Origin of the sequence: Mucilaginibacter sp. (assembly GCF_965277465.1) — a bacterium.
In the GTDB taxonomy this organism is placed as follows: Bacteria; Bacteroidota; Bacteroidia; order Sphingobacteriales; family Sphingobacteriaceae; genus Mucilaginibacter.
This window is the reverse complement of the sequence record NZ_CBDICW010000001.1, coordinates 193,186-217,444: the sequence shown is the minus strand read 5'-3', so window position 1 is coordinate 217,444 and position 24,259 is coordinate 193,186. Positions and strand designations below refer to the sequence as shown.

General features: G+C 41.1%; 22 protein-coding genes. 10 read left to right on the top strand and 12 right to left on the bottom strand.

All coding sequences use genetic code 11. The annotated features are described in order from the left end of the window. Positions 1-72: 72 nt before the first annotated feature. The 5 genes from ACQY4U_RS00905 to ACQY4U_RS00885 are packed head-to-tail and all read right to left on the bottom strand — an operon-like array spanning position 73 to position 5,205. Positions 73-813, bottom strand: coding sequence for a tyrosine-protein phosphatase (locus ACQY4U_RS00905; protein WP_428327476.1), 741 nt, complete (start codon positions 811-813; stop codon positions 73-75). Between the two features lie 2 nt (positions 814-815). Then, positions 816-1,868 carry a dTDP-glucose 4,6-dehydratase gene (gene rfbB, locus ACQY4U_RS00900; RefSeq protein WP_428327475.1) on the bottom strand — a complete coding sequence of 351 codons (1,053 nt, stop codon included), beginning with the start codon at positions 1,866-1,868 and terminating at the stop codon, positions 816-818. A 10-nt stretch (positions 1,869-1,878) separates the two neighbouring features. Next, positions 1,879-2,901 (bottom strand): UDP-glucose 4-epimerase GalE, encoded by a 1,023-nt coding sequence (gene galE / locus ACQY4U_RS00895; protein ID WP_428327474.1) that lies wholly within the window; start codon positions 2,899-2,901, stop codon positions 1,879-1,881. Continuing rightward, complete coding sequence (locus ACQY4U_RS00890; RefSeq protein ID WP_428327473.1) at positions 2,901-3,887, bottom strand: UDP-glucuronic acid decarboxylase family protein; 987 nt, start codon at positions 3,885-3,887, stop codon at positions 2,901-2,903. Before ACQY4U_RS00890 ends, galE begins: the two co-directional genes overlap by 1 nt. 4 nt (positions 3,888-3,891) lie before the next feature. Beyond that, positions 3,892-5,205 carry a UDP-glucose dehydrogenase family protein gene (locus ACQY4U_RS00885; protein ID WP_428327472.1) on the bottom strand — a complete coding sequence of 438 codons (1,314 nt, stop codon included), beginning with the start codon at positions 5,203-5,205 and terminating at the stop codon, positions 3,892-3,894. Positions 5,206-5,317: 112 nt separating this feature from the next. Here ACQY4U_RS00885 and ACQY4U_RS00880 point away from each other — a divergent pair, with 112 nt between their 5' ends. After that, entirely contained in the window at positions 5,318-6,544 is a 1,227-nt protein-coding gene (locus ACQY4U_RS00880) for a 3-deoxy-D-manno-octulosonic acid transferase (protein ID WP_428327471.1), read from the top strand. A gap of 47 nt (positions 6,545-6,591) precedes the next feature. On the opposite strand, the gene ACQY4U_RS00875 is transcribed toward ACQY4U_RS00880, so the two are convergent. Next, a complete protein-coding gene (locus tag ACQY4U_RS00875) occupies positions 6,592-7,224 on the bottom strand; it encodes a hypothetical protein (RefSeq protein WP_428327470.1) in 633 nt (210 codons plus the stop codon). A 242-nt stretch (positions 7,225-7,466) separates the two neighbouring features. On the opposite strand from ACQY4U_RS00875, the gene ACQY4U_RS00870 reads away from it, so the two are divergent. From ACQY4U_RS00870 to hemH, 3 genes are all read left to right on the top strand, one after another. Continuing rightward, the gene (locus tag ACQY4U_RS00870) at positions 7,467-8,555 is read left to right on the top strand and encodes a glycosyltransferase (RefSeq protein ID WP_428327469.1); all 1,089 of its coding nucleotides are present in this window, start codon (positions 7,467-7,469) and stop codon (positions 8,553-8,555) included. 68 nt (positions 8,556-8,623) lie between these two features. Continuing rightward, positions 8,624-9,475, top strand: a complete 852-nt coding sequence (locus ACQY4U_RS00865) for a 4-hydroxy-3-methylbut-2-enyl diphosphate reductase (RefSeq protein WP_428327468.1) — start codon at positions 8,624-8,626, stop codon at positions 9,473-9,475. Between the two features lie 166 nt (positions 9,476-9,641). Continuing rightward, positions 9,642-10,661, top strand: coding sequence for a ferrochelatase (gene hemH / locus ACQY4U_RS00860; protein ID WP_428327467.1), 1,020 nt, complete (start codon positions 9,642-9,644; stop codon positions 10,659-10,661). Positions 10,662-10,702: 41 nt separating this feature from the next. Here the strand turns inward: hemH and ACQY4U_RS00855 are convergent, their stop codons facing one another. Together ACQY4U_RS00855 and ACQY4U_RS00850 are read right to left on the bottom strand one after the other, a co-directional pair. Next, complete coding sequence (locus ACQY4U_RS00855) at positions 10,703-11,665, bottom strand: AAA family ATPase (protein WP_428327466.1); 963 nt, start codon at positions 11,663-11,665, stop codon at positions 10,703-10,705. Between the two features lie 8 nt (positions 11,666-11,673). Continuing rightward, positions 11,674-13,059 (bottom strand): peptidylprolyl isomerase, encoded by a 1,386-nt coding sequence (locus tag ACQY4U_RS00850; protein WP_428327465.1) that lies wholly within the window; start codon positions 13,057-13,059, stop codon positions 11,674-11,676. A gap of 180 nt (positions 13,060-13,239) precedes the next feature. Between ACQY4U_RS00850 and ACQY4U_RS00845 the strand changes: the two genes are divergently transcribed. Both ACQY4U_RS00845 and ACQY4U_RS00840 read left to right on the top strand, forming a co-directional pair. Beyond that, positions 13,240-13,785: a hypothetical protein gene (locus tag ACQY4U_RS00845; RefSeq protein ID WP_428327464.1), complete on the top strand. Its 546-nt coding sequence runs from the start codon at positions 13,240-13,242 to the stop codon at positions 13,783-13,785. A gap of 3 nt (positions 13,786-13,788) precedes the next feature. Next, positions 13,789-14,367, top strand: a complete 579-nt coding sequence (locus ACQY4U_RS00840) for a non-canonical purine NTP diphosphatase (RefSeq protein ID WP_428327463.1) — start codon at positions 13,789-13,791, stop codon at positions 14,365-14,367. A 9-nt stretch (positions 14,368-14,376) separates the two neighbouring features. Here the strand turns inward: ACQY4U_RS00840 and ACQY4U_RS00835 are convergent, their stop codons facing one another. Beyond that, entirely contained in the window at positions 14,377-16,842 is a 2,466-nt protein-coding gene (locus ACQY4U_RS00835) for an OstA-like protein (protein ID WP_428327462.1), read from the bottom strand. Positions 16,843-16,943: 101 nt separating this feature from the next. Here ACQY4U_RS00835 and tilS point away from each other — a divergent pair, with 101 nt between their 5' ends. Together tilS and ACQY4U_RS00825 are read left to right on the top strand one after the other, a co-directional pair. Next, positions 16,944-18,281: a tRNA lysidine(34) synthetase TilS gene (gene tilS / locus ACQY4U_RS00830; RefSeq protein ID WP_428327461.1), complete on the top strand. Its 1,338-nt coding sequence runs from the start codon at positions 16,944-16,946 to the stop codon at positions 18,279-18,281. Continuing rightward, the gene (locus tag ACQY4U_RS00825) at positions 18,278-18,760 is read left to right on the top strand and encodes a hypothetical protein (RefSeq protein ID WP_428327460.1); all 483 of its coding nucleotides are present in this window, start codon (positions 18,278-18,280) and stop codon (positions 18,758-18,760) included. Before tilS ends, ACQY4U_RS00825 begins: the two co-directional genes overlap by 4 nt. Before the next feature lie 137 nt (positions 18,761-18,897). Here ACQY4U_RS00825 and ACQY4U_RS00820 read toward each other — a convergent pair whose 3' ends face one another. From ACQY4U_RS00820 to ACQY4U_RS00810, 3 genes are all read right to left on the bottom strand, one after another. Beyond that, positions 18,898-19,545, bottom strand: coding sequence for a gluconate 2-dehydrogenase subunit 3 family protein (locus ACQY4U_RS00820; RefSeq protein WP_428327459.1), 648 nt, complete (start codon positions 19,543-19,545; stop codon positions 18,898-18,900). A gap of 21 nt (positions 19,546-19,566) precedes the next feature. Beyond that, positions 19,567-21,306, bottom strand: coding sequence for a GMC oxidoreductase (locus ACQY4U_RS00815; protein ID WP_428327458.1), 1,740 nt, complete (start codon positions 21,304-21,306; stop codon positions 19,567-19,569). A gap of 92 nt (positions 21,307-21,398) precedes the next feature. Next, positions 21,399-22,061, bottom strand: a complete 663-nt coding sequence (locus ACQY4U_RS00810) for a 3-keto-disaccharide hydrolase (RefSeq protein WP_428327457.1) — start codon at positions 22,059-22,061, stop codon at positions 21,399-21,401. A 654-nt stretch (positions 22,062-22,715) separates the two neighbouring features. Here ACQY4U_RS00810 and ACQY4U_RS00805 point away from each other — a divergent pair. Both ACQY4U_RS00805 and ACQY4U_RS00800 read left to right on the top strand, forming a co-directional pair. Next, on the top strand, positions 22,716-23,144 hold the full coding sequence (locus tag ACQY4U_RS00805) for a CBS domain-containing protein (RefSeq protein WP_428327456.1): 429 nt from the start codon (positions 22,716-22,718) through the stop codon (positions 23,142-23,144). Between the two features lie 45 nt (positions 23,145-23,189). Continuing rightward, on the top strand, positions 23,190-24,257 hold the full coding sequence (locus tag ACQY4U_RS00800) for an acyltransferase (protein WP_428327455.1): 1,068 nt from the start codon (positions 23,190-23,192) through the stop codon (positions 24,255-24,257). The last annotated feature ends 2 nt before the right edge of the window (positions 24,258-24,259 follow it).

Genomic DNA, 24,259 nt, shown 5'->3' with positions numbered 1-24,259 from the left:
AGCCTGGATTTAAGATCGATTTTATCTGCTCTTAACCCCCAAGGCTCCTGATCATTTATTTATTTACTGCTACTATCGCAATAAGCTGTTTTTTAGCGGATAATCAAAAAGTAGCTTTTCAACATAAGGCATTCGTAAAGCATTTTTTAAAGCATCGGCATGCCTTGGGTGGTGCATATCACTCGATATAAAATCAATTAGCTGCTTATCTATTAAATTTTCAGAAAGCTTTTTGGCTTCCGAGCCATAATAACCGGTTAGTGAAATGGTATTCAGCTGGAAATCAACACCCCAGCTGTGCAGCATTTCAAAATCATCCATAGTTAAGTAAGGGTATCTTTCCGGGTGGGCAAGGATAGGTTTATACCCTAATTCTCTTAACTTTTGTACAACCGAAATAGTGTTTGGTGGTTTATTGATAAATGAAAACTCAAAAAGCACATAATTATCACCCATTACCATTAGCTTGCCGTCATTAACACGCGCTTCAAAAGTTTCGTCAAAATAGTGTTCGGCAGCGGCTTCTATTTCTATTTGTATATTCTCTTTTATAAGGGCTGCTTTTAAAATTTCGAGTGAGCCATTAATAGTTTCGGCTGTATTCCTGTAATAATCAATCATGATGTGCGGGGTGGCAATTATTTTTTTAATGCCCAGATCCATCATCTTTTTTATCAGGAAAATAGATTCATCCGTGTTTTGTGCACCATCATCAATTCCGGGTAAAACATGCGAATGCATATCAACTATTAATGAACTATAGTCAAAGGTGATATTTTTCTTTGCTTCCTTTTTCTTAAATAACCCAAACATGCTTAGCGGTTGTTATATTGCTCACTATAATATTGCTGATAATGGCCTGAAGTAACATCATTTAACCATTTCTCGTTATCAAGATACCAATCAACCGTTTTCTCTAAACCTTCTTCAAAAGTAATGGATGGTACCCAGCCTAACTCGTTTTTAAGTTTTGTTGCATCAATGGCATATCTCAGATCATGCCCGGCCCTGTCAGTAACAAATGTAATCAAACCTTCAGACTCTCCCGCAGCCCTGCCTAACTTATTATCAAGTATGCTGCACAGCAGTTTGATCAGGTCAATATTTTTCCATTCGTTATGGCCGCCTATGTTATAGGTTGATCCGGGTTTTGCTTTATGAAAAATAAGGTCAATCGCCCTTGCATGGTCTTCAACCCATAACCAATCGCGGATGTTCTCGCCTTTGCCGTATACCGGTACCGGTTTGTTTTGTTTAATATTATGAATGGCCAATGGGATCAGTTTCTCGGGGAAATGATACGAGCCATAATTATTTGAACAATTGGATATTACGGTATCAAGCCCGTAAGTATCAAAATAAGCCCTTACAAAATGATCTGAACCAGCTTTTGATGCTGAGTATGGCGAATGTGGATCATAAGCCGTTTCCTCGGTAAACATGCCGCTTTCGCCTAATGTGCCGTAAACCTCATCGGTTGATACATGGTAAAATCGCGTTTGGTCATAACGTCCTTTCCATTGGTGGCGGGCGGTATTTAAAAGGTTAACGGTACCTACAACATTGGTCATCACAAACTCAACAGGGTTAGTAATTGACCGGTCAACATGTGATTCCGCTGCAAGGTGTATTACGGCATCCGGCTGCTCATGTGCAAAAAGCTTGCTTATAAAATCAGTATCAACAATATCGCCCTTTACAAACTTATAATTAGGCTCATTTTCAATATCGGTTAAATTGGCAAGGTTACCTGCGTAGGTAAGCTTATCAAGGTTGATGATTTGATACTGAGGGTAATTTTTTACAAAGCGGCGAACAACGTGCGAGCCAATAAAGCCGGCACCACCGGTGATAATGATCTTTTTCATTTACTTTGAACTATAAAGGGTTTTGAGAGATGTATTTTTCCCACTCCCATGCCGACGACATCATGGTATCAATACCAAGTTCTGCCTTCCAGTGCAATTCGTTTTGTGATTTGGTAACATCGCCCCAAACCTGTTCAACATCGCCACCGCGGCGCGCGCCTATCTCGTAATTCACTTTTACGCCTGTTGCACGTTCAAAAGCATGAATTACCTCCAGTACCGAATTGCCATTACCCGTACCTAAGTTAAATACATCATAACCGGTAAAGCTGTCTTTTTCCAATAGCTTTAAAGCAGCTACATGTGCTTTTGCAAGGTCAACCACGTGAATATAATCGCGGATGCAGCTGCCATCGGGCGTATTGTAATCGTTACCAAATACGGTGATCTTTTCGCGTTTGCCAATGGCTGTTTGCGTAATAAAAGGCACCAGGTTTTGCGGTACACCTATCGGCAATTCGCCAATAAGGGCGGTTTCATGCGCACCTACAGGGTTAAAATACCTTAACGATATAACCTTGTAGTTAGCACCCGAAGCCATCATATCTTTTAATATCTCTTCGGCAATCTGCTTGGTATTTCCGTATGGAGATTCAGCAGGTTTTACCGGGGCATTTTCAGTAACCGGCAACTGCTCAGGCTGGCCATATACGGTACAGCTTGATGAGAAAACAAAGTTTATAGGCCTGCTGTAATAAGCTTCTAATATGTTTATCAGCGAATAAAAATTATTGCGGTAATATTTTAATGGTTTTTGTACCGATTCGCCCACTGCTTTAAATGCAGCAAAATGAATAATTCCGGTAATATCAGGTTCGGCCGCTGCCAGGGCTTTTACACCTTGCTCATCGCAAAGGTCAAGCTGGTGAAAGGCCGGTTTGTAACCTATTATTTTAGCAAGCTGATCTAATATTTTAGGATCTGAGTTTGACAGGTCATCAACAATAACAGGTTCATAGCCCGAATTGATAAGTTCAACTACCGTATGCGAGCCAATAAAACCTAAACCACCTGTTACTAATATTTTTGCCATTAATTTTTGTTGTAGTATGTAAAATCCTTGTGTAATATTTCTTTTTCGGGCAATGATTTAAAGTAATCATAGGTGATCTTTAAACCTTCGCTTCTTGAAACTTTTGGCTCCCAGCCTAAAATAGCTTTTGCCTTGGTAATATCCGGACGGCGTTGTTTAGGATCATCAGTAGGTAATGGCAGGCTGATCAGTTTTTGATCGGTACCGGTTAACTTAATGATCTCTTCACCAAACTCGCGGATGGTTATCTCATCGGGGTTACCAATGTTCATTGGCTGGGCATAATCGCTAAATAATAGGCGGTAAATACCTTCAACCAAATCATCTACATAACAAAAAGAACGGGTTTGTGAACCATCGCCAAACATGGTTAATGATTCGCCCCTTAAAGCCTGGCCAATAAAAGCAGGCAGTACACGGCCATCATTAAGGCGCATGCGCGGGCCATAGGTATTAAAGATGCGGATGATGCGGGTTTCTAAACCGTGAAAAGTATGGTAAGCCATTGTGATAGCCTCCTGAAAACGTTTGGCCTCGTCATAAACACCACGCGGGCCAACCGGGTTAACGTTACCCCAGTACTCTTCCGGTTGCGGGTTTACACTTGGATCGCCATATACTTCAGATGTTGAAGCGATAAGCATCCTTGCTTTTTTTGAACGTGCCAAACCTAAAAGATTATGCGTACCCAACGATCCTACTTTTAAGGTTTGTATAGGGATCTTCAAATAATCAATAGGGCTTGCTGGCGATGCAAAATGCAGAATGTAATGCAAATCGCCGGGCACATACACAAACTTGGATACGTCGTGATTGTAAAACTCAAAGTTTTCCAGTTTAAAAAGATGCTCAATGTTTCTAAGGTCGCCTGTAATCAGGTTGTCCATGCCTATAACATGGTAATCTTCCTTTATAAACCTGTCGCATAAGTGCGAGCCTAAAAAACCGGCTGCACCAGTTATTAATATTCTTTTACGATTTGCCATTAATTTAACCTACTATTTTACGTCCGATGCTGTTATAATAAAAACCACAATCCTTCATTCTGTCCAGATCATAAAGATTACGGCCATCAAATATAACGGCTGCTTTAAGCTTTTCTTTCATGAAATCAAAATCCGGGGTTCTGAAAACCGGCCACTCAGTTACGATCAGCAAGGCATCCGCGCCTTCAAGGGCCGAATACCTGTCTGCCGAATAAGTGATTTTATCACCAATTAATTTTTTAACGTTTGGCATTCCCTCAGGGTCATAAGCAACTACATTGGCGCCGGCGGCAAGCAGCTCATCAATAATATATAAAGCCGGGGCCTCGCGTATATCATCAGTTTCGGGTTTAAATGCCAAGCCCCATAATGCAAATGTTTTACCTTTAAGGCCGCCTTCGCCATAATATTCGCGCAGTTTTACAACCAGGCGTTTCTTTTGGGTTTCATTAACCTCCATTACGGAGTTTAATATTTTAAACTCATATTTATTTTCTTCGGCTGCTTTTGAAAGCGCCTGTACATCTTTAGGGAAACAACTGCCGCCATAACCAACACCCGGAAACAGGAACCTTTTACCTATACGGGCATCGGCACCTACACCTTTACGCACCATATCAACATCGGCACCCACAAGCTCGCACATGTTGGCAATCTCGTTCATAAAGGTGATTTTTGTTGCCAGGAATGCGTTTGCAGCATATTTTGTTAATTCAGATGAGCGCTCATCCATATAAAGGATAGGGTTACCCTGGCGTACATACGGGGCATAAAGATCGCCCATTATCAGGCGTGCTTTTTCATCCATAGTACCAATAACAACCCTGTCTGGTTTCATAAAATCTTCAACAGCAACCCCTTCGCGTAAAAACTCAGGGTTTGATACTACTGCAAAAGGAATATCGGTATTTGCTTTCATTACCGCAGTCACTTTATCGGCAGTACCAACCGGCACGGTTGATTTGGTAACAATAACCTTATATTCAGTAATAAGTTTTGCAATATCCTTGGCTGCTCCAAGCACGTAGCTTAAATCCGCAGCACCATCAGCACCCGGAGGGGTTGGCAGTGCTAAAAATATAACTTTTGCGGGGGCTATGGCCTCGGCCAGGTTGGTGGTAAATGTTAACCTTTCCTGTTTTATATTTCTGTGAAATAACAGATCAAGGCCCGGCTCATAAATCGGCATTTCGCCGGCGCGCATTTTGTTAACTTTTTCTTCAACTATGTCAACGCAAACAACCTCGTTACCCGTTTCAGCTAAACAAGTTCCGGTTACAAGGCCAACATAACCTGTTCCGATAACAGCAATTTTCATAAATTTTTTTTGTTAAATTGTTAATTTCAGTGAACTCATGAGCCGCTATCGCTCAATTTATTTTATTGTGATTACATTTATCCCCTGCGAAGTTAATAATTCATAGCTTAAAATGCTTCTAATATATAACATAGGGATACGATTATATTTCATTATTGTTTGGTTAGTTTCCTTTTTCAACAAAAAAGCTAAACTATGGATAACCGGCCGAAATAATTGTGAACTTATACGTGAAAAGGGTAGTATTTGGTTTCATTTTGCATCACTTGGCGAGTTTGAGCAGGGGCGACCCGTTATGGAAAAGCTGCGCAAACAATATCCGGCAAAAAAAATAGTGATCACCTTTTTTTCACCTTCGGGATTTGAGGTGCGAAAAAATACCCCCCTGGCCGATGCGGTTTACTATTTGCCGCTGGATACAGCAAAAAATGCCAGGAATTTTATTGATACCATACAGCCCGAATTTGCTGTTTTTACCAAATACGAATACTGGTATCATTTTTTTAATGAGCTGCATCGGCAACAAATTCCATTGTATATTATATCGGGTATCTTCAGGCCGGGGCAGGTGTTTTTTAAATGGTACGGTAGTTTGCACCGCAGCATGCTTGGATTTGTAACTCATTTTTTTGTTCAGGATGTTAATTCAAAGCAGTTGTTACAAAATATAGGGGTAAGTAATGTTACCGTAAGTGGAGATACCCGCTTTGACCGGGTTTGGGCCAATGCTACTGATACTAAACCTATAAACAACATTGCCGAATTTAAAAACGGGTACAAAGTATTTATTGCCGGCAGTACCTGGCCACCCGATGAAAAGCTAATAGCCACCCTTATTGATAACTACCCCGGCTGGAAATTTATTTTTGCCCCCCACGAGATTAATGAGGAAAAGATAAAGGGGCTGATCGGGCTTCTCCCCAAAGGATCGTTTTTGCGGTACTCTGCTATTTCAAAACTTACAATGCCAATTAATGATTTTAAAGTACTGATAATTGACAATATCGGCATGCTATCATCCCTATATCAATATGCTGATATCGCATATATAGGAGGTGGCTTTGGGGTTGGTATCCATAACACTTTAGAGGCCGCAGCTTTTGGCCTGCCTGTAATATTTGGCCCTAATTATGCAAAGTTTAACGAGGCGAAAGAGTTAGTTGCTTTAAAAGCAGGCTTTAGTATTACCAATGAAGCGGGATTGAAAGCCATAACCAACAGTTTAATAAACGATGTGCCTTTTTATAATGGTGCAGCTCAAAAAGCCAGCAGCTATGTAAAAAACAATACCGGTGCAACCGGTGCTATTGTTGATTATATTGATAAGGTATTATCATGATGCAGCCGCCGGGTTAAACTTCCAGCAGATGCATCATTTTAATTGTTTTAGTCGGTTATGTGGAAGGTTGCTTTTACCTGGTTATAATCTTTAAAGTTTATGGACGACGATGCCTTAACACCACCCGGAATTATAACATACCTGAAGCTATGCTGGTTTGATATACTGCCATAAACGTTATTATTGTTAGTTACATCAATCCGCACATTGCCAACTGTTGACAGTGCCGACCATGTATCAATCTCGGGCGTGGTACCCTGCAAATAATTAATAATTATAGGTAGTTCGCTAACCTGGTTGGTAGGCCAAATGGTTGAAATGTATCCGTTCAACTTTGCATATACCAATACAACGCCATTATCTAATATTGCCTGGGTTATTTTTGCTGCAGCTATATCATAAGTAAAATGATAGGTGTTAAAAAGGGTGGTTTTTGTATAGGCAGCGGGTGTTACCCAGTCCGAATAAATTACATTAGCAGTGCCTGTAGCACCTGTTGCTCCGGTAGCGCCGTTTGTTCCATTTGTTCCGGCTGTGCCATTAGCGCCCGTTGCGCCTGTAGCACCGATGGGGCCTTGCGGGCCTGTGGCGCCTTGTGGCCCAACGGCTCCGTCTTTACCGCATGATGATGCAAACAGCATAACAACGGCCAATACTAAAAGGTAATTAATTTTTTTCATGTGATTAATGATGAAGTTTATAATGTTTCAAAAAAGAACAAAGCACTTGTTCTTACTGACCCAAAATTGGCGTTCCCGGCAAAAACATTAATCAGGATAATTACTTAATAGTAACCGTGCTTTTACGGAATTTTAACTGCGCAATAACCGATAGCGCCATCAGTAAATTTACCTGATGTTATAAATTATTAATTTAGCAGTGTTGCTGCAAAATTTCTTTAATTCAAACCCGTTATATAAAAGTGATCATTGCTATATCAATAACCTTGTTTTTCATTGTATTACGCTTTACAGTAACTGTTTTTAATTTTGTTTCAAACCCTAAGCTTACCAGGGTAAACCGCCCTTATACCGACCTGGTATCCATACTGATCCCCGCCCGTAATGAGCAACACAATATTTTAAACCTGCTGCAATCCATCCAAATGCAGGATTATGAAAACTACGAGGTAATCGTTTATGATGATCTGTCTACCGATGATACATATACAATTTGTGAAGCTTTTGCAAAGACGCACCTCCGCATTAAGGTTATTAAAGGAGAAGAACTGCCTGCTGGGTGGACGGGAAAAAACTATGCCTGTTACCAGTTAGCAAAGCAGGCCAAAGGCAAATATTTTTTATTTATTGATGCAGATACCACTGTCAATAACAACCTTATAAATAGTGCAGTTTACCGCATGCAGTTACACAAGCTAAGTTTATTAAGCCTGTTTTGCAACCAGCAGATGTTAACTTTTGGAGAACAAACCACAGTGCCCATGCTACATTATATGCTGCTTAATTTATTACCCTTAAGGTTAGTTTATCTTTCAAAAAATGCTTCAATAGCTACTGCCTGCGGGCAATTTATGCTATTTGATGCAGCCACTTACCGCCAAAAACAATGGCACTTGCAGGTTAAGGAAAAGGTAGTTGAGGATGCCGAAATAATGAAACTGGTAAAGGCCAAAGCGCTTAATGGCGAGGTTTTACTGGCCAACGGGATGATAAGCTGCCGCATGTATAAAAGTTATACCGAAGCCGTAAGCGGGTTCAGCAAAAACCTGTTTGCTGTATTTAACTACAATGCACTTAGTTTACTGCTGTATATCTTGATAGTTATTGGCGGCCCTATGATAGTAATAATGACGCTAAACTTTAACCTCATATTTTTTATGAGTGGGTTAATACTACTTACAAGGGTTATGGTATCCCTTTCATCCGGGCAAAATGCCTGGTATAATGTGGTTTTGCACCCGCTGCAAATGTTCAATTTGGTTATTATTGCTTTTTCATCTATCCAAAGGCACCTGGCAAAAACAAATTTGTGGAAAGGACGGCGGGTTTAGCATAATAAATATTTGCCGGGATAATACTTATACCAGCAATGAACATTTTTGATTAATTTTGCAACACAATGGGCGATTACGAACTTCAGGTAACTATTGATCAGGATTCGGGCTTTTGCTTCGGGGTGGTTTATGCCATTGATATGGCCGAGGAGATTTTGGCCGAAGATGGTTATTTATATTGCCTTGGCGATATAGTACACAACGACGAAGAGGTAGAGCGCCTTAAAGCCAAAGGCTTAAGGATTATAGAGCATGCCCAGCTTAAAGACCTGCGGAATGAAAAGGTACTGATCCGCGCCCATGGTGAAGCACCGGATACTTACCGTACCGCTTTAGAAAATAATATTACCCTTATTGATGCATCGTGCCCGGTAGTATTAAAACTACAGAACCGCATCAAAACATCTTTTGATGCCGATGAAAAGATATTGATATTTGGTAAGCATGGCCATGCCGAAGTTGTGGGCCTGCAAGGGCAAACCAATAACGAGGCCCTCGTTTTTCAGGATATAGCCGAGCTGGATAATGTGGAGCTGCCGCAAAATATTACCCTTTACAGCCAAACCACCAAAAGCATGGAAAAGTTTTACCATGTTAAAGACGAGCTTTTGGCTCGTGGTTATAACCTTAAAGCTAACGATACCATTTGCCGCCAGGTATCAAACCGCGATATGGATCTGCCTAAGTTTGTAACCCGGTTTAATAAAATTGTATTTGTTTCGGGCCGTAAATCATCAAATGGTAAGGTGTTGTTTGAGGTTTGCCGCAAGCATAATCCCGATACTTATTTTATATCATCTGTAAGCGAGCTTGAAAAAGGCATGTTTGCCCCGGGCGATAAAGTGGGTATAGCCGGTGCAACCTCAACCCCAATGTGGCTGATGCAACAAGTAAAGGCTGAGTTAGAGAAGTTTTAGGTTAACCAGAAAAGCCTCATCAGGAAATCGTGTTATTGCTGCTGTTCAAACTTTAATTGCGCAATTGCTCATTATCCCGTCATTTATTTTTCTTTGTTCATACTTTCCGGCCTGTGAGTCAAACGTAATCGCTAAAAAAAGCTATTTTTGAGCTTCTGATATATCTATGGCAAAAAAAGGAATTTTACTGGTTAATTTAGGTACGCCCGACAGTCCTGCAACTAAGGATGTTCGTAAATATTTAAATGAGTTTTTGATGGATCCCCGCGTAATTGATATAAATCCAATTTCGCGCACACTTTTGGTAAAGGGTATTATTGCCCCTTTCCGGAGCCCAAAATCTGCAAAATTATATAAGTATATCTGGAATAAGGAAACTGGTTCCCCTTTATTGCATTACAGTAAAATTCAGCACAAGTTGTTAAAAGACCGCTTGGGCGATGAATACCAGGTTGAACTGGCTATGCGCTATCAAAGCCCTTCAATTGAATCAGCATTAGATTGTTTGAAGGCTTCACTGGTTGAAAGTATCCAGGTGATTGCCCTGTTTCCTCAATATGCATCGGCAAGTACAGGATCTGTGTATGATAAGGTGATGAACCTGGTAAAGGACTGGCAAACAATCCCAACCCTTTCATTCGTTAATTCGTTTCACGATAATGAACTGATGATCGAAACCTTTGCTGATAACGGCAGAAAGTATCAGCCCGAAACTTATGATCATATTCTGTTCAGCTTTCACGGGTTGCCACAAAGGCAATTAAAAAAATGCGATCATACCGGAAATTATTGCCTTAAAACCGACGGTTGCTGCGATTCATTGAACGATGTTAACAAATACTGTTATTCAGCACAATCACACCATACTGCAAAACTGATTGCAGAAAAGCTAAATATCCCCAAAGAAAATTATACCATTTGCTTTCAATCAAGGTTAGGAAGCGATCCCTGGGTTAAGCCATATACCAGCGAAATTGTTGCCCAGTTAGCCAAAGAAGGTAAAAAGCGCCTGTTGGTATTTTGCCCGGCATTTGTTGCCGATTGCCTTGAAACTGTTTACGAAGTAACCGTAGAATATGGTGATGAGTTTAAGGAATTGGGCGGCGAGCATGTTCAGTTAGTTGAAAGCCTAAACGATTCGCCAAAATGGATAGATGCCCTTGAAAAAATGGTGAGAGAAGCTTAATGAACAGTTTTTAAGTCAGCAATTAAGTTTGGCTTAAATGCTTAAAATAACTGCTCAATAATATCATCGGCTGATAGGCCTTCGGCTTCAGCATGGTAGCTGCGTACTATGCGGTGCCTTAGTATCGGTTTGGCAATAGCCTGTACATCCTCAATATCCGGCGAATATTTTCCGTTCAATACCGCATGGCACTTGGCGCCCAGTATTAAAAACTGCGACGCCCGTGGCCCTGCTCCCCAGTTTAATAAGCGTTTTATTTGCGGTGTGGCAAATTCGCTGGTAGGGCGAGTTTTGGCAACTAACTTTACAGCATATTCAAGCACATTATCGGCCACGGGAATGTTCCGTACCAATTGCTGAAAATAAATGATTTGCTCGGCATTTAAAAGCTTGCTAACCCCGGTCTTGTTGGTGCTGGTGGTGTTTTTAACTACTTGTAGCTCCTCTTTAAAGGTAGGGTAGTTCAATGCCACGTTAAACATAAAACGATCCAACTGTGCTTCCGGTAGCGGGTAAGTACCTTCCTGCTCAATCGGGTTTTGTGTGGCTAAAACAAAAAATGGTTGTGCCAGCCTGTGGGTAATACCGGCAGCAGTTACCGCTTTTTCCTGCATAGCCTCTAATAAAGCAGCCTGGGTTTTTGGTGGTGTACGGTTTATCTCATCAGCTAAAATTATGTTGGAGAAAACCGGGCCGGGTATAAATTTAAAATTCCTGTCCTCGCCTAATATCTCCGAACCAATAATGTCTGATGGCATCAGGTCGGGAGTAAATTGTATGCGCTTAAAATCAAGGTCAAGTACCTGTGCAACGGTTTGTACCAATAAGGTCTTAGCCAGGCCGGGTACACCAACCAATAAACAGTGCCCATTACTAAAAATAGAAATGAGCACAAACTTAACCACTTCCTGCTGGCCTATAATAACTTTCCCTATTTCGGCACTAACCTGCTCATACGCTTTTTTTAAAGCATCGGCAGCTTCCACATCAGAGCGGTGTTGCATATAATATATTAAGGTTTAACTTCGGCTGTTGTAGTTGCTGATACAGGTGTTCCCCAACCTTTTAATGTTACACACGATTGATATTGCGGATCGATTTTTATGAAGGTTTCTTTTCTTCTTTTCTGGAACCACTCGCTTACCGTACGGTTTATCTTATCATTATTGGCATATTCCTTAATTTTTGGATAGTCCTGTGCAAGGTTAGCCTTGTGCGCGTTAGTGGTTGATTTCAGGTATAATATTTTGTACCCTTGTTTACCATCGGCACCTGTAAATAAAATCGGTTTTGATATGCTGCCAACCTTCATGGTATCGGTAACCAAAGCTATCAGCGGGTCTAATTTATCGGTAGGGATATAAGTAGAGCGTGCTTCAACGTTATCTGCATTCAGCATCATACCGCCATTATATTTGGTATCCTTATCGTCCGAATAAAAGGTTGCTGCTGATGAAAAGTCGATCTTTTTGTTCTTCATTAACAGATCATAAACACTGTCGGCCTTTGCTTTATCACGTTCTAAACTGGCTGGTGTAATTATTGGCTGTATCAAAATGTGTCTTACGTGTACCTGCTCGCCGCGGCGCTCAATTACCTGTAAAAAGTGAAACCCGAAATCGCTTTCAAATACCTGCGAAATTTCGCCCGCTTTTAGTTTAAAGGCTACTGCGGTAAACTCCTTTACAAATGCGGTACGGTCGTTAAAACCAAGGTCACCACCTGATGGTGCCGAACCCTGATCCTGTGAGTATAAACGTGCCAGGTTACCAAAATCTTCACCTGCTAATATTCTTTTCCTTAAGCCTTCGGCTTTTTGGCGGTAAGCATCCTTTTCGGCATCGCTCAGTTTAGGGTTAAACACTATCTGGCCAACCTCTACTTCCTTGTTAAAGGTAGGTAAGCTGTCTTTAGGGATCCCGTTAAAAAACTTCTGCACATCGGCAGGCGTAGTATTTACGTTTGCGGTGATCTTTTGCTGCATCCTTTGAGCAATCAAACCTTCCTTAATATCCGGGCGGATCTCATCTTTATACTGGATAACCGAACGGCCTAAAAACTGCTCCAGTTTATCCGTTCCGCCGGCTCTTTGTATCATTCCGCGCATACGGCGCTCTACATCGTTATCAACGTCATCGTCCTTTACCTCAATACTATCAATAACCGCTTGTTGTGCAAGTAGTTTTTGTGTTAAAAGACTCTGCAATATCTGGCATTTAATATCATTGTTTGGCGGGTTACCCTGTGCAAGGTACGACGCATATTTCAGTTCAACGTCCGACTGGAGTATGATACCACTACCCACAACCCCTGCAATTTTATCAAGTGTATGCTTTTGTGCCTGTGCGGCTGATATTGATAAAATAATACTTAAAATGGCTATCCCAAACTTTCTCATGTATGCTTTATATGCTAATTAAACCACAGACCATTAGTCTGTTAAAAACTCCGAATTTCGGTAAAATTTATTAATTCTGACTGATTTATCAACTGCAATTAATTTATGCAGGCTATAATTGTGCGAATATGCTGATAATGCTTCAAACTGTTTAACTACTTTTGGTTAAAATTTGTTAAAGTGAACATAGAAAATCCCCTTGCCTTTAGTTTTATTATGCAGGATGAAATTTACCTGTTAAACAGCGATAAGGAAAAGTACAGTAACATTGCCGCGGTCCAGCCTGCTGCGGAGGTACTGACTGAAACTATTATACCGCAGCAACCAATTGTAGAAACGCTGCCGGTTAGCTTTAATTACTTAGGCGGGCATAAAAAAGGTTTCCTGATCCTCGTTCATTATCCGGCTGTGGATTTTATTTACGATAAACACTTAACTGCTTTAACCAGCACGCTTAGCCGTTTAGGCTTTGGTATGGATGATGTGGCCATTTTTAACAGGGCAACCTATATTGATGCAGAGTTTGAGGTAATCCATGAGTTTTTTAAACCTCAAAAAATGCTGGTACTTGGTAAAAGCAGCCTGCCAAGAGACCTGGAGGCACCCCTTTTAAATAGTGTGGTACAAAAGCCTGCGCATCGTATTCTGTTCACCTTCAGCTTTGATGAAATGATGGAAAGCAACGAAAATAAAAAGGCGTTTTGGGAACAAATGAAGCAATTATAAGCCATGCAACAATTAGTTTTTGCCACAAATAACAGCCATAAGCTGGAAGAGGTTGCCGCCAAAATAGAAGGAAAAATAAAGCTGCTAAGTTTAAACGATATTGGCTGTACCGATGATATTGCCGAAACAGGAGTGACCTTTGCCGAAAATGCATCCATCAAGAGTAAACATATTTATAACAAGTATAAGCTGAACTGCTTTGGCGACGATAGCGGTTTAGAAATAGATGCGCTAAATGGAGAACCGGGCGTTTACTCTGCACGCTATGCGGGCCAGCATGGTAATCACGCTGCAAATATGGATAAGGTATTGGTTAATTTAAAAGATGCAGCTAACCGTACAGCGCGTTTCCGTACTGTAATCTCCCTGATTTGGAACGGTGACGAATATTTTTTTGATGGCGCAGTTGAAGGCACTATCCGCCATGAACGCTCAGGCACGGCAGGTTTTGGTTACGACCCCATCTTTCAACCGGATGGCTACGATATTACATTTGCAGAAATGAGCCTCACCGAAAAGAACAACATCAGTCATCGCGCTATAGCTATGGAAAAGCTGCTTACTTTTTTGGCTTCCGTTTAAGCTTGCTTATTAATTCTTTTTAATTGCAGGTTTTACCGTTGTTGAATCCTTTGCTGCTTTAACGCCGGGGAGTTTAACAGGCGGGGCAGCTTTACCCGTGCTGTCCTTAGCTGTTTTTATTGCGTCCTTTACCGGGTTAAGCGTGCTGTCCTTAGCTGTTTTTAACCCGGGCAGCTTTAGCGGGATGGCATTACTGCTGTCTTTTACAGCCGTTTTGCCCCCCGTTAATTTACCTGTAACTGGTTTGTTCTTTTTCAGCTTATCGGCAGCAGCCTTTTCATTATCCTTTATTTTTTTGTTGTACGATGGAATGATCGACTCCTTGGATATTGGCCTTTCTTTAGGTTTCCATAAAAAGCCTTTCAATATCTTATCATCCTCTTTAACCTTTGCTATCGGGGTGTATTTATGTTCGGGCTTAACATACCAGCCAATATTGGTTACCTGGCTGTTTTTAAAATCAATGGTCATGCGGCTGCTTAATGATCTTTCCATACCATCCACAATCTTTTTAACGCTATCCCTCGAAAAATAGATACTTTCCGCATTCCCGTTAATATACATGCGGTTCAGCTTGTCATCCTTAAAATAACCGCGCATCCGTTTCCCGGCAATCTGGTTAAAATGCACAGAATCGCCTTTGTCAATATTTACAATGAGCGCCGAGAGGAACATGGCCATGTTATCCAGCTTTTTATGCTTCATCTGTAAAAAAACAGTATCGCCCGATAGCTGCGAACCTTCCGTCCAGATGATCGGGTTTACAAAACAGCGGATGGTTGAATCGCTGTAACTATAAAACATAGAGTCGGCCTTTGCCTGCAAATCAGATTTAAACAGCTTGGCGTGATGGTGCGCTATAACTATCCTTATACGCGCCGTGTCGCTTGGCTCCAGTTTTTTTGCTGTCGCGATAGAGTCATCCATTTTTTGCCTTCGTAAACTATCAGCAGCTAATTGTTTTTTGGTGAGGACCCTTACCGGCTTTTTCTTTACAGGCACAGGCTTGGGCTTGCCAAAAAACAGCGTATGCCTGAATGTAGTATCCGGCGCTATCCAGGCCATTTTACCCACCAAAAACTTTGATGGTTTTTCGGCAACCTTAGCTTTTACCCTTGTGGCAGTATCCCTTATATGGGCAAGCCGTTGCTTTTCCTGGTATATTTTAAGATCCTTGTAAGTTAATATCTGCGTTTCAATAGTATCTGCCGACATATAAATAGAATCGCGCTTAATATGGCTGGTATCTTTCGCTACTGTTTCCTTTTCAGGGCTATTTGTTTTGGCGGCGGTAAGTGCATTTTTAACCTTGGGGTTATTGCTTTGTTTTTTAATGGCCGTGCTCACCATGTTGGTTACTTTGGGGTCATTGGCAAGCCCTTTAATCAATTCATCAGCCTGCGCACGGTTTTTAGGATCGTTGGCTAATTTTTGCAGTTTTCCTGCATTTTTTGTAATGCTATCTTTTGGGGCAACGGCAACTATTTGTTTAATGGCTGCAGGCGTATCTGTTTTGGATGGAATAGAGTTTTTTATCACCTGCGCCATGTTCATATTACCATTTCCCTTTGTGGGTGGTGCCTTTTTTAATATCGAATCGGCTTTGGTAACGGTATCATGTTTGGTGCTGTCCTTTTGCTCGGTAACTATAACAATATAGGGGTCCTCGGTTACAATGGCTTTTTCTTCGGCTTTAAAATATGTGCCTAAGTTGCCTTTTATAATGGTTTTTTGTTCTTTATCAGCAAAGGTAACATGCTTTACAGCGCGGCCATAGCCCTTAACCTTATCATAAAACAGACTATCGCCTTTTAATGATTTGGTACCTGAGTGATACAGGTTATTTTTACCAAACGCAGCCTGTTCAACCACGGTGTTGTAATTTCCATTTTCGGTATACAGGGTGTCCCTGTCTTTCTGGCCTTTGGTGCTGTAAATATTTGTAGGGCCATAAAAGTAGGCTATTTTACTGCCTGTATTATAGCGCATAGTATCGGTTTTTATCAATGCATCGGGCGTGGTAAGCGTTACATCGTACCTGAAGTATGAATCTCTTGTAAAGGCAAAGTAATAACCGTTTTTACTAAGCAGTGTATTATCCTTATTTACCAGCTTGCCGCCATCTGTATACGTGCCTATGCGCGTAGAAGTGTTGTAAGTAAGGTGGTTGGTGGTAAGCGTGGCATCTTTATCAACCATGCGAACATTATCGGTAAGTAGGGCAATTTTGGTATTACCGTTATAGTTCAGCTTATCCGAATATATATTAAGCGTATCGCCCTGGTTAATGTTAACGTGGCCAAAGGCATCAAAGGCATTATCCTGCGGATAAAAGTACGCGCTATCTGACGTTAGGGTCGAAAAATCCTGCTTGAACGTACCCTGGTAAACCTTAACCATATCTTTGCCGTTAAGTTTTATCCCCGTACTGCTGGTTGAACGGATAAGGTTCACTACCGACTTTTTTTGGCTCATTGCTGATACCGCGGTCAATAATAAAAGAAGGCTTAACACATATTTAATCACGTTGGCAAAATTAGTTTTTTGTTGGGGTTTTAAATTAATAATTTTGAAGGATGCTGCCCGTTAAACAATTTATTGATTTTATTGCACATAATAAGCTGTTTAATGCTAACAGTAAGGTACTTGCTGCGGTAAGTGGGGGTATGGATTCTGTCATTATGGTTAACTTGTTAAAGGCGGCAGGGTTTAGTTTTGGTATAGCACATTGTAACTTTCAGCTGCGCGGCAATGAATCAGACAGCGACGAGCAGTTTTGCCGTGATTTGGCTCAACAGCTTGATGTTGCTTTTCACAATATTCGTTTTGATACTTTACAACACGTTACCGCTCATAAGGTATCAACCCAAATGGCTGCACGCCAGCTGCGTTATAACTGGTTTGAGCAGATAAGACAGCAGCACGGCTATACTGAAATTGCACTTGCGCATCACCAAAACGATGCAATTGAAACAATATTGTTAAACCTTACCCGTGGTACCGGCATTGCAGGCCTGCATGGTATTTTACCAAAGAACGGCTTATTGGTTAGGCCCCTGCTTTTTTTAAAGCGGGATGATATTCAGCAGGTTATAGAACAGGGTAATATTGCTTATGCCGAGGACAACTCAAATTCATCGGTAAAGTATGCCCGCAATAAAATACGGCACCAGGTTATCCCTGCATTAAAAGAACTAAACCCGGCGCTTGAGCAAACCTTTGAAAGCAACCTAAAGCATTTCCGAGAGTTGGAGCAACTTTTAGACATTAGGATAGCGCAGCTTAGGGGTGAATTGTTTATTGCGGATAATAATGACTTTCACTTGCCCTTAGCTAAAATAAAAACACTGGAGCCCAAGCATCTTTTGCTTTATAACTTATTAAAGCCTTATGGATTTAATGAAACAGCGATGAACGACCTGATTGCATCGCTTGATAAACACTCCGGGCGAGTATTTGAGGCCACAGATTATAAGCTGATACTTGACCGGGATAAGCTGATCTTAACGCCTAATAAGCAGCAAAGCAATGCGCAGGTATCAATCAGCCTGAATGATACAGAAGCTGATTATGGCAGCTATAAGCTTAACTTATTACACGATGATAGCCCGCTGATAGTAAAAAATAACCCGATGGCCGTATCAATTGATACTAAGCTATTGGTATATCCGTTAACTTTGCGCGCCTGGCAGCAGGGTGATAGCTTTTATCCGCTGGGGATGAAAACGCGTAAAAAGCTAAGTGATTTTTTTATAGATCAGAAGATATCTTTGCACGATAAAAGCGAAGTGCCGCTGTTGGTTAATGGTAACGGGGATATCATATGGATAGGCGGTTACCGCCCTGATGATCGTTATAAAGTTACCGCAGATACTAAAAAAGTAACTATATTCGAATTGTTTAAACGTATATGAGCGAAAAACAGCCCTTTATTGAGAAGCAATACCTTGGCAGGGAATTTATCCCCATAACCATACGCCTTGTTTTGGCTATGTTTTGCTTTGCAGCCTACTTTTTTACCGATGAGCGCGAACGCAATGGCGACTTGCTGGTAGTTGTTGGCTTTGCCATCATTACCATTTCAATCATTATGGGGTTCCTGCTGCATTTTCGTACCCGTATAGAAAATAAGAGTATCCTGCTTAACGGCCTGTGGACTACCCGCCTGGTTAAGATAGATCTCAACAGTATCGTTAAGGCCGAAAAAGGTACTTACAGTCGTTATCTATTCAACAACCCGGTTTATAACCTGCACACAAAAGGCACTATCCGCTTTTACACCGCCGGCAATGATGCCATTCACCTCACCGACCGGGATGGCCTTGTTTACATCATTGGATCGCAACACGTAAATGAATTTTTACGGGCGATACAGGATGAAATGAGGAGCTAATTAGTTATTAATTTTAGCGTGATTGTTTCTTAACCACATTTTTTTGTAGATACACAATACATTTTGTCTCTACTTTATATAACAAAAAAAACGTTAAGCATCCCAGGATGCTTAACGTTAAAAGGGTTTTAGTTTTATTAAAACTTATTACCCCAGGGGTCTTCAATGCCGTACTGTTTCAGTACATCGGCGGGTACGCCATCCCATTTATTGGGTGCATTACCTACGTATCCAATATCTTCAATACCCATTTTTGTAGTGTAAAAGCCCGATGCGGTTAAATCGCGCATGCGGTTAAAAAAGGAAACGCCCTGCTGCATTTCGGGTTTGGCCTTTTTAGGGTAAGCTATTTCATCAACCATTTCTAATTGCTGCCCGTGCCCGGCATCGGCAAATGTTTTGCCAAAACGGTTAAGGCACTGCATATCCAGCCAGCGCAGGCCGCCCCGCATTGGTGTTTGATGATCGGGCATATCTTTCACAATAAACTCAATAAAATCAGGCACCTTAGCGTCTGATGCACTACCTGAGCGTGCATCTTTGGGGATAATAATATCGCCTAAAATGGTAATGGTAGCCATTTCGTGCTCGGTAAAAAATTTATCGGCATGCAGCTTTTTATCACGTTCAACTTCAAAGGGCTGGCGTCCGGCTTCGTCGGGTGCGGCTTCCTTTTTGGTATCATCTTCGGCTAACTTATTGGTATTTGGCTTACAGGCATCCAGCAGTAACCCGGTTGAAAGGGTACCTAAACCTATTGCTTTTAATGTATCACGTCTGTTCATTTTGTTAAATCAAAATACTGGTTAAACGTTTAATTTTTTTCTTTGCTCAATAATATACTCGGCAGTGCGCATTGATAGCGCAAGTATGGTCCATGTAGCATTTTTATCACCCTGCTGCACAAACGGAGCGGCATCAACTACAAAAAGATTTTTGCAATCATGTGCCTGGCACCATTTATTTAAGGCCGATGTTTTAGGATCGTCGCCCATGCGCACGGTACCTACTTCGTGAATGATCTTGCCCGGAGCCTCTAAGCCATAATTGCTTTCTTTACCAGCCGGAGGGCCGTAAACAGCACCCATGTTGTGCATTATCTCCTGAAAAGTATCCTGCATGTGCTTAGCCTGGTTAATCTCGTCATTGTTCCATTTATAGTGGAAACGCAATACCGGGATGCCATATTTATCAACCACTTCAGGGTCTATCTCGCAATAATTATCAATACGGGCAATAGCGGTACCACGGCCGGCCATACCAAAGCCTACACCGTAAAACCTGCGGTAATCGTCTTTTAACGATGCACCATAACCGCCAGCTTCTTTCATTTTACCATCACGGCCTGGTATTGCGCCGTTCATGTTTTGGATACCGCCGCTAAAGCCATAGCCCGGCATGTGCAGGCCGCCGCCATACTCAATATGGTAACCACGCGGAAAGTTTAGTTTTTTATTATCCTTTAGCCAGGGCGAGTAGATGTGCACGCTGCCAACACCGTCTTCGTTATAACGCTTACGGTCTACCAGTTCAGGTAACCATCCGCCAGCGCTTGATCCGGTTGAATCATGCAGGTATTTACCAACCACGCCGCTGCTGTTAGCCAAACCACCTGGATGTTTGGCTGATTTTGAGTTAAGCAGCAGCCTTGCAGATTCGCCGGCACTGGCACCTAATATCACTATACCAGCTTTTACCTGGTACTCCTGCATGTCTTCTTTATTAATGTAAGATACGCCTGTAGCTAATCCATTATCATCAGTAAGTACCTCACGCACCATTGCATTAGCAATAACCTTAAGGTTACCAGTTTTAATGGCCGGGATAACCAGGCACGATGATGATGAAAAATCGCCATAGATCTTACAGCTACGACCGCATTGGCCGCAGTAAAAGCAAGCGCCACGGTCTTTATTACCCGGCAATGCTTCAGTTAATACCGAGCCACGGCCTGTAATTACTTTTACCCCTGCTTTTGCAGCTCCTTTTTTTATAAACAGCTCATTTAAGCGCGGTTTTGGCGGGGCTAAAAATATACCATCTGGTTCATTGGGCAGGTTTTCGACGGTACCGTATACGCCAATCATGCGGTCAACCCTGTCATAATAGGGTTTAACCTCATCATAGGTTATTGGCCAGTCGTCGGTTAGTCCATCTAATTTATGTCCCTTAAAATCATCAGGGCCCATACGTAACGAGATACGGCCCCAGTGATTGGTACGGCCGCCCAGCATACGCGAGCGGAACCAGAAAAACTCGGTATTATCTTTAGTAGTGTAAGGTTCGCCCTCTAATTCCCATCCGCCGTAGGCTGCATCAAAATCACCAAAAGGGCGGGTTGTGCCTGCACCTCTGCGTGGAGATTCATAAGGCCATTTTAGCTGTTGCGAATCTTTGGCGGGGTCAAAAAACGGGCCCGCCTCTAACATTAATACTTTTAAACCTGCGTGGGCCAATATATAACCCGCCATACCACCACCCGCTCCTGAGCCTACAATAATAGCATCATAAACAGTTGCTGATTTTTTGATCTGAATATTATCCATTTTTAAATTAAAGTCAATAGTATAAAATTATTCTCCAAAGCTATCTGGTCAATTTAACTACGACTTACAGCTTCGGGTTAAAATTGAATTAATTAAAGTTCCTTTATTTTAATATCCTTAAATGATACTACAGCGCCATGATCCTGCAGGGCTATGTGGCCTTTAGGGTATGCAGCAAAATCTGCCCAGGTTTTAAATTTACTGTTGCTGATCATTTCTTTCCAGTCGGCACTGCCTATTTGTGTTTCAATTACTTTTTTGCCGTTAAGCCAAAAGGTAAGTGCACCGTTTAGCTTGCGGATCTTTACTTTATTCCATTCGCCGGCAGGTTTGGCCGGGTGCGCAGGTGCGCGCATATCATATAATGAGCCTGCTAAGTGGTTAGCTTTTTTATTATCCTCGGCACCTTTATCATCCAATACCTGCATTTCAATACCGGTAAGGTAGGTTGCTCCAAACTTAGGATCTTCATGTATCCCGAAGATGATACCGCTGTTACCGCCTTCTGCAATTTTCCACTCTAATGATAGTTCATAGTTCTCATATTCCTTGTCGGTCAGCAAATCGCCCTGTCCTTCAGCCTTTGGGTCGAGTTGTAAAGCGCCATCAACAACTTTCCAGGCACCGGGGCCTGTTTTAAGATAGCTGTGCCATCCGTTAGTAGTCTGTCCGTCAAATAGTTTAGTGGTTTGAGCCATTAATGAACAATTTACGGCAGTGAATGCCAGGATACTTAGCAGAATTTTTTTCATCATTATTAATTTAAAATAGGTAGCGCAGCATGCTGCAATAATACAATGGTTAGTAAAATTAGTATTATTTTCTGTTTGATTAAAAATGATAAAGAATATATTAACACTGTTACAAACAATGCGCCCGTATAATTAAGGTTTGATAGATGAGGGGAGCAGGGATTGGAGAAAAATAAGGGGAATAATAGACTGTATATAAACAAGAAAAGAGGTTATTAAACCTCCGTATGTGGTTTTGTTAAACGTATAAGCGTTATACTTTCTGATATTTTTTCAATTCTTTATCAGTTATCCAAATGTGGCGGTCCTTCAAACACTTAGCGCAAAAAAATCTGTGTACCGGTAAAAAAAACAAGAGGTTTCGTCCAGCCCAATTTCTTGGTTTTTCATAATGAAGCGGAGCATAGCACTTGTGGCATTTTAAAGTTGGTTTCGGCATATCAAAAAAATTCAGGTTGCGAAATTAGGGGCAAATAATTTAAAGCCCATAAAGTAATCAAACTTTTACAATGACACTCATTTATAGAGTGCGTTCTAAATAGCGGTTTATGATTGGGTTACGTAAAGTTCGTAAAATTTAATAATACTTTAATGTTAATTTAATAATTTGATTTATTATATTTGATAAGCCAATAACCAATTTATTACCAGCCAATTATGAAGAAAGTTTCCAACATCCTTACCCGTAAGGGGAGCAAAGTTATTGCTATAGATGGCAGTACTACTGTTTTAGACGCATTGAAATTAATGGCTGATAAAAATATCGGCTCGGTAGTTATTACGGAAGAGAACCGCTTTGCTGGTTTATTAACCGAGCGTGATTATGCCCGCAAAGTAATATTGCAGGGAAAATCATCATTTGAAACCCCGGTTAGGGAAATTATGAGCACCGGCCTGCCGCATGTATTGCCTGATTATTCTATTGAAACCTGTATGCATATCATGAGCGAAAGCAGTATACGGTATCTGCCCGTTTTTAAGGACGATAATTTATGCGGCATTGTATCAATGAGCGATGTGGTTACTGAAACCATTTTATCGCACGAGGAAACTATCGAACACTTAAAAAGCTATATTCAGTCTTGATAATTGCTACCTTAGCTTTAATGTTCACCATGCCTGTTATTTGTAATGGTTAATAACAACCACGACAAGCAAAAACCGCGTTTTTTTTATTTTGATGTGCTGCGGGCATTGGCCATAGTAGCCGTAGTGGTATTGCATAACTCGGTAGATACGATTGACAATTTTGGTAAAGTATCCAACTTCGATTGGCTGTCTGCCGCAGTTTATAACGGTTTAACCCGTTTCTGTGTACCGCTGTTTGTGCTGATGAGCGGCAGCCTGCTGTTAAATAAAAACAAAGAATCAACTGTAAAAGAATTATTCAGCAAACGCCTGCCTAAATTGCTGATCCCTTTGGTAGTTTGGAGTATAGTTTATATCGCTTTTCTTCATTATTCAAAGCTTGGCTTTGCACACATTAATATATGGGATTGCCTTTTGCAGTTTTACAAGGGGCCGGTAATATTCCATTTTTGGTTTTTATATATGATGATAGGCATCTACCTCATATACCCGGTTATTAATGCTTTTATTACCTCAGCATCACAAAGTGTGATCCTTTATTTTATTGCAGCCTGGTTTTGCATCAGCTGTGGCACAGCCATAATTGAAATGGTAACCGGCACCGCAACAGGGCTGGAGCTATATGGTTTTATGGGCTATATAGGCTATTTTGTAATGGGCTACTATTTAAAGAATTACAGTTTTACCAAACAAGATACGCGTATAATTTACGGGTTATCGGTACTGGCATTTATTACATCGGTAGCAAGTATCATTATATTTTACAACTACCACATTGCCCATGGTAATGACCTGGTTGAAAGTGATTTTACACCCGATATTCCCTTTGCCATTGCAGGCCTTTTCCTGTTTATGAAAAATTTTAATTTTACGGATAAGGCAACGTGGCTGAAAACTATAATTACCGAATTGAGTATGGAAAGTTATGGCATTTATATAGTACACGTATTGGTAATGCAAACCCTTTTTAATAAAATGCTGCTTAATATACAATGCAATAACATGGCAGTTATTTGGGTGGTGCCGTTAAAAACAGTGGTAATAGTGGGTATAACTTATGGCATAGTAAAGCTGTTAAAGCAGGTTCCATTTTTAAAGCAAACAATTTAAAT

Bases quoted from the DNA above. Each gene is read 5' to 3' on its own strand.
- ACQY4U_RS00850 (WP_428327465.1), bottom strand. From the start codon at position 13,059: ATGAGAAAGTTTGGGATAGCCATTTTAAGTATTATTTTATCAATATCA.
- ACQY4U_RS00835 (WP_428327462.1), bottom strand. From the start codon at position 16,842: ATGAGCCAAAAAAAGTCGGTAGTGAACCTTATCCGTTCAACCAGCAGT.
- ACQY4U_RS00820 (WP_428327459.1), bottom strand. From the start codon at position 19,545: ATGAACAGACGTGATACATTAAAAGCAATAGGTTTAGGTACCCTTTCA.
- ACQY4U_RS00865 (WP_428327468.1), top strand. From the start codon at position 8,624: ATGGGCGATTACGAACTTCAGGTAACTATTGATCAGGATTCGGGCTTT.
- ACQY4U_RS00880 (WP_428327471.1), top strand. From the start codon at position 5,318: ATGCTTCTAATATATAACATAGGGATACGATTATATTTCATTATTGTT.
- ACQY4U_RS00905 (WP_428327476.1), bottom strand. From the start codon at position 813: ATGTTTGGGTTATTTAAGAAAAAGGAAGCAAAGAAAAATATCACCTTT.
- hemH (WP_428327467.1), top strand. From the start codon at position 9,642: ATGGCAAAAAAAGGAATTTTACTGGTTAATTTAGGTACGCCCGACAGT.
- tilS (WP_428327461.1), top strand. From the start codon at position 16,944: ATGCTGCCCGTTAAACAATTTATTGATTTTATTGCACATAATAAGCTG.
- galE (WP_428327474.1), bottom strand. From the start codon at position 2,901: ATGGCAAAAATATTAGTAACAGGTGGTTTAGGTTTTATTGGCTCGCAT.
- ACQY4U_RS00800 (WP_428327455.1), top strand. From the start codon at position 23,190: ATGGTTAATAACAACCACGACAAGCAAAAACCGCGTTTTTTTTATTTT.
- ACQY4U_RS00825 (WP_428327460.1), top strand. From the start codon at position 18,278: ATGAGCGAAAAACAGCCCTTTATTGAGAAGCAATACCTTGGCAGGGAA.
- ACQY4U_RS00885 (WP_428327472.1), bottom strand. From the start codon at position 5,205: ATGAAAATTGCTGTTATCGGAACAGGTTATGTTGGCCTTGTAACCGGA.
- ACQY4U_RS00855 (WP_428327466.1), bottom strand. From the start codon at position 11,665: ATGCAACACCGCTCTGATGTGGAAGCTGCCGATGCTTTAAAAAAAGCG.
- ACQY4U_RS00810 (WP_428327457.1), bottom strand. From the start codon at position 22,061: ATGATGAAAAAAATTCTGCTAAGTATCCTGGCATTCACTGCCGTAAAT.
- rfbB (WP_428327475.1), bottom strand. From the start codon at position 1,868: ATGAAAAAGATCATTATCACCGGTGGTGCCGGCTTTATTGGCTCGCAC.
- ACQY4U_RS00805 (WP_428327456.1), top strand. From the start codon at position 22,716: ATGAAGAAAGTTTCCAACATCCTTACCCGTAAGGGGAGCAAAGTTATT.
- ACQY4U_RS00815 (WP_428327458.1), bottom strand. From the start codon at position 21,306: ATGGATAATATTCAGATCAAAAAATCAGCAACTGTTTATGATGCTATT.
- ACQY4U_RS00890 (WP_428327473.1), bottom strand. From the start codon at position 3,887: ATGGCAAATCGTAAAAGAATATTAATAACTGGTGCAGCCGGTTTTTTA.
- ACQY4U_RS00840 (WP_428327463.1), top strand. From the start codon at position 13,789: ATGCAACAATTAGTTTTTGCCACAAATAACAGCCATAAGCTGGAAGAG.
- ACQY4U_RS00875 (WP_428327470.1), bottom strand. From the start codon at position 7,224: ATGAAAAAAATTAATTACCTTTTAGTATTGGCCGTTGTTATGCTGTTT.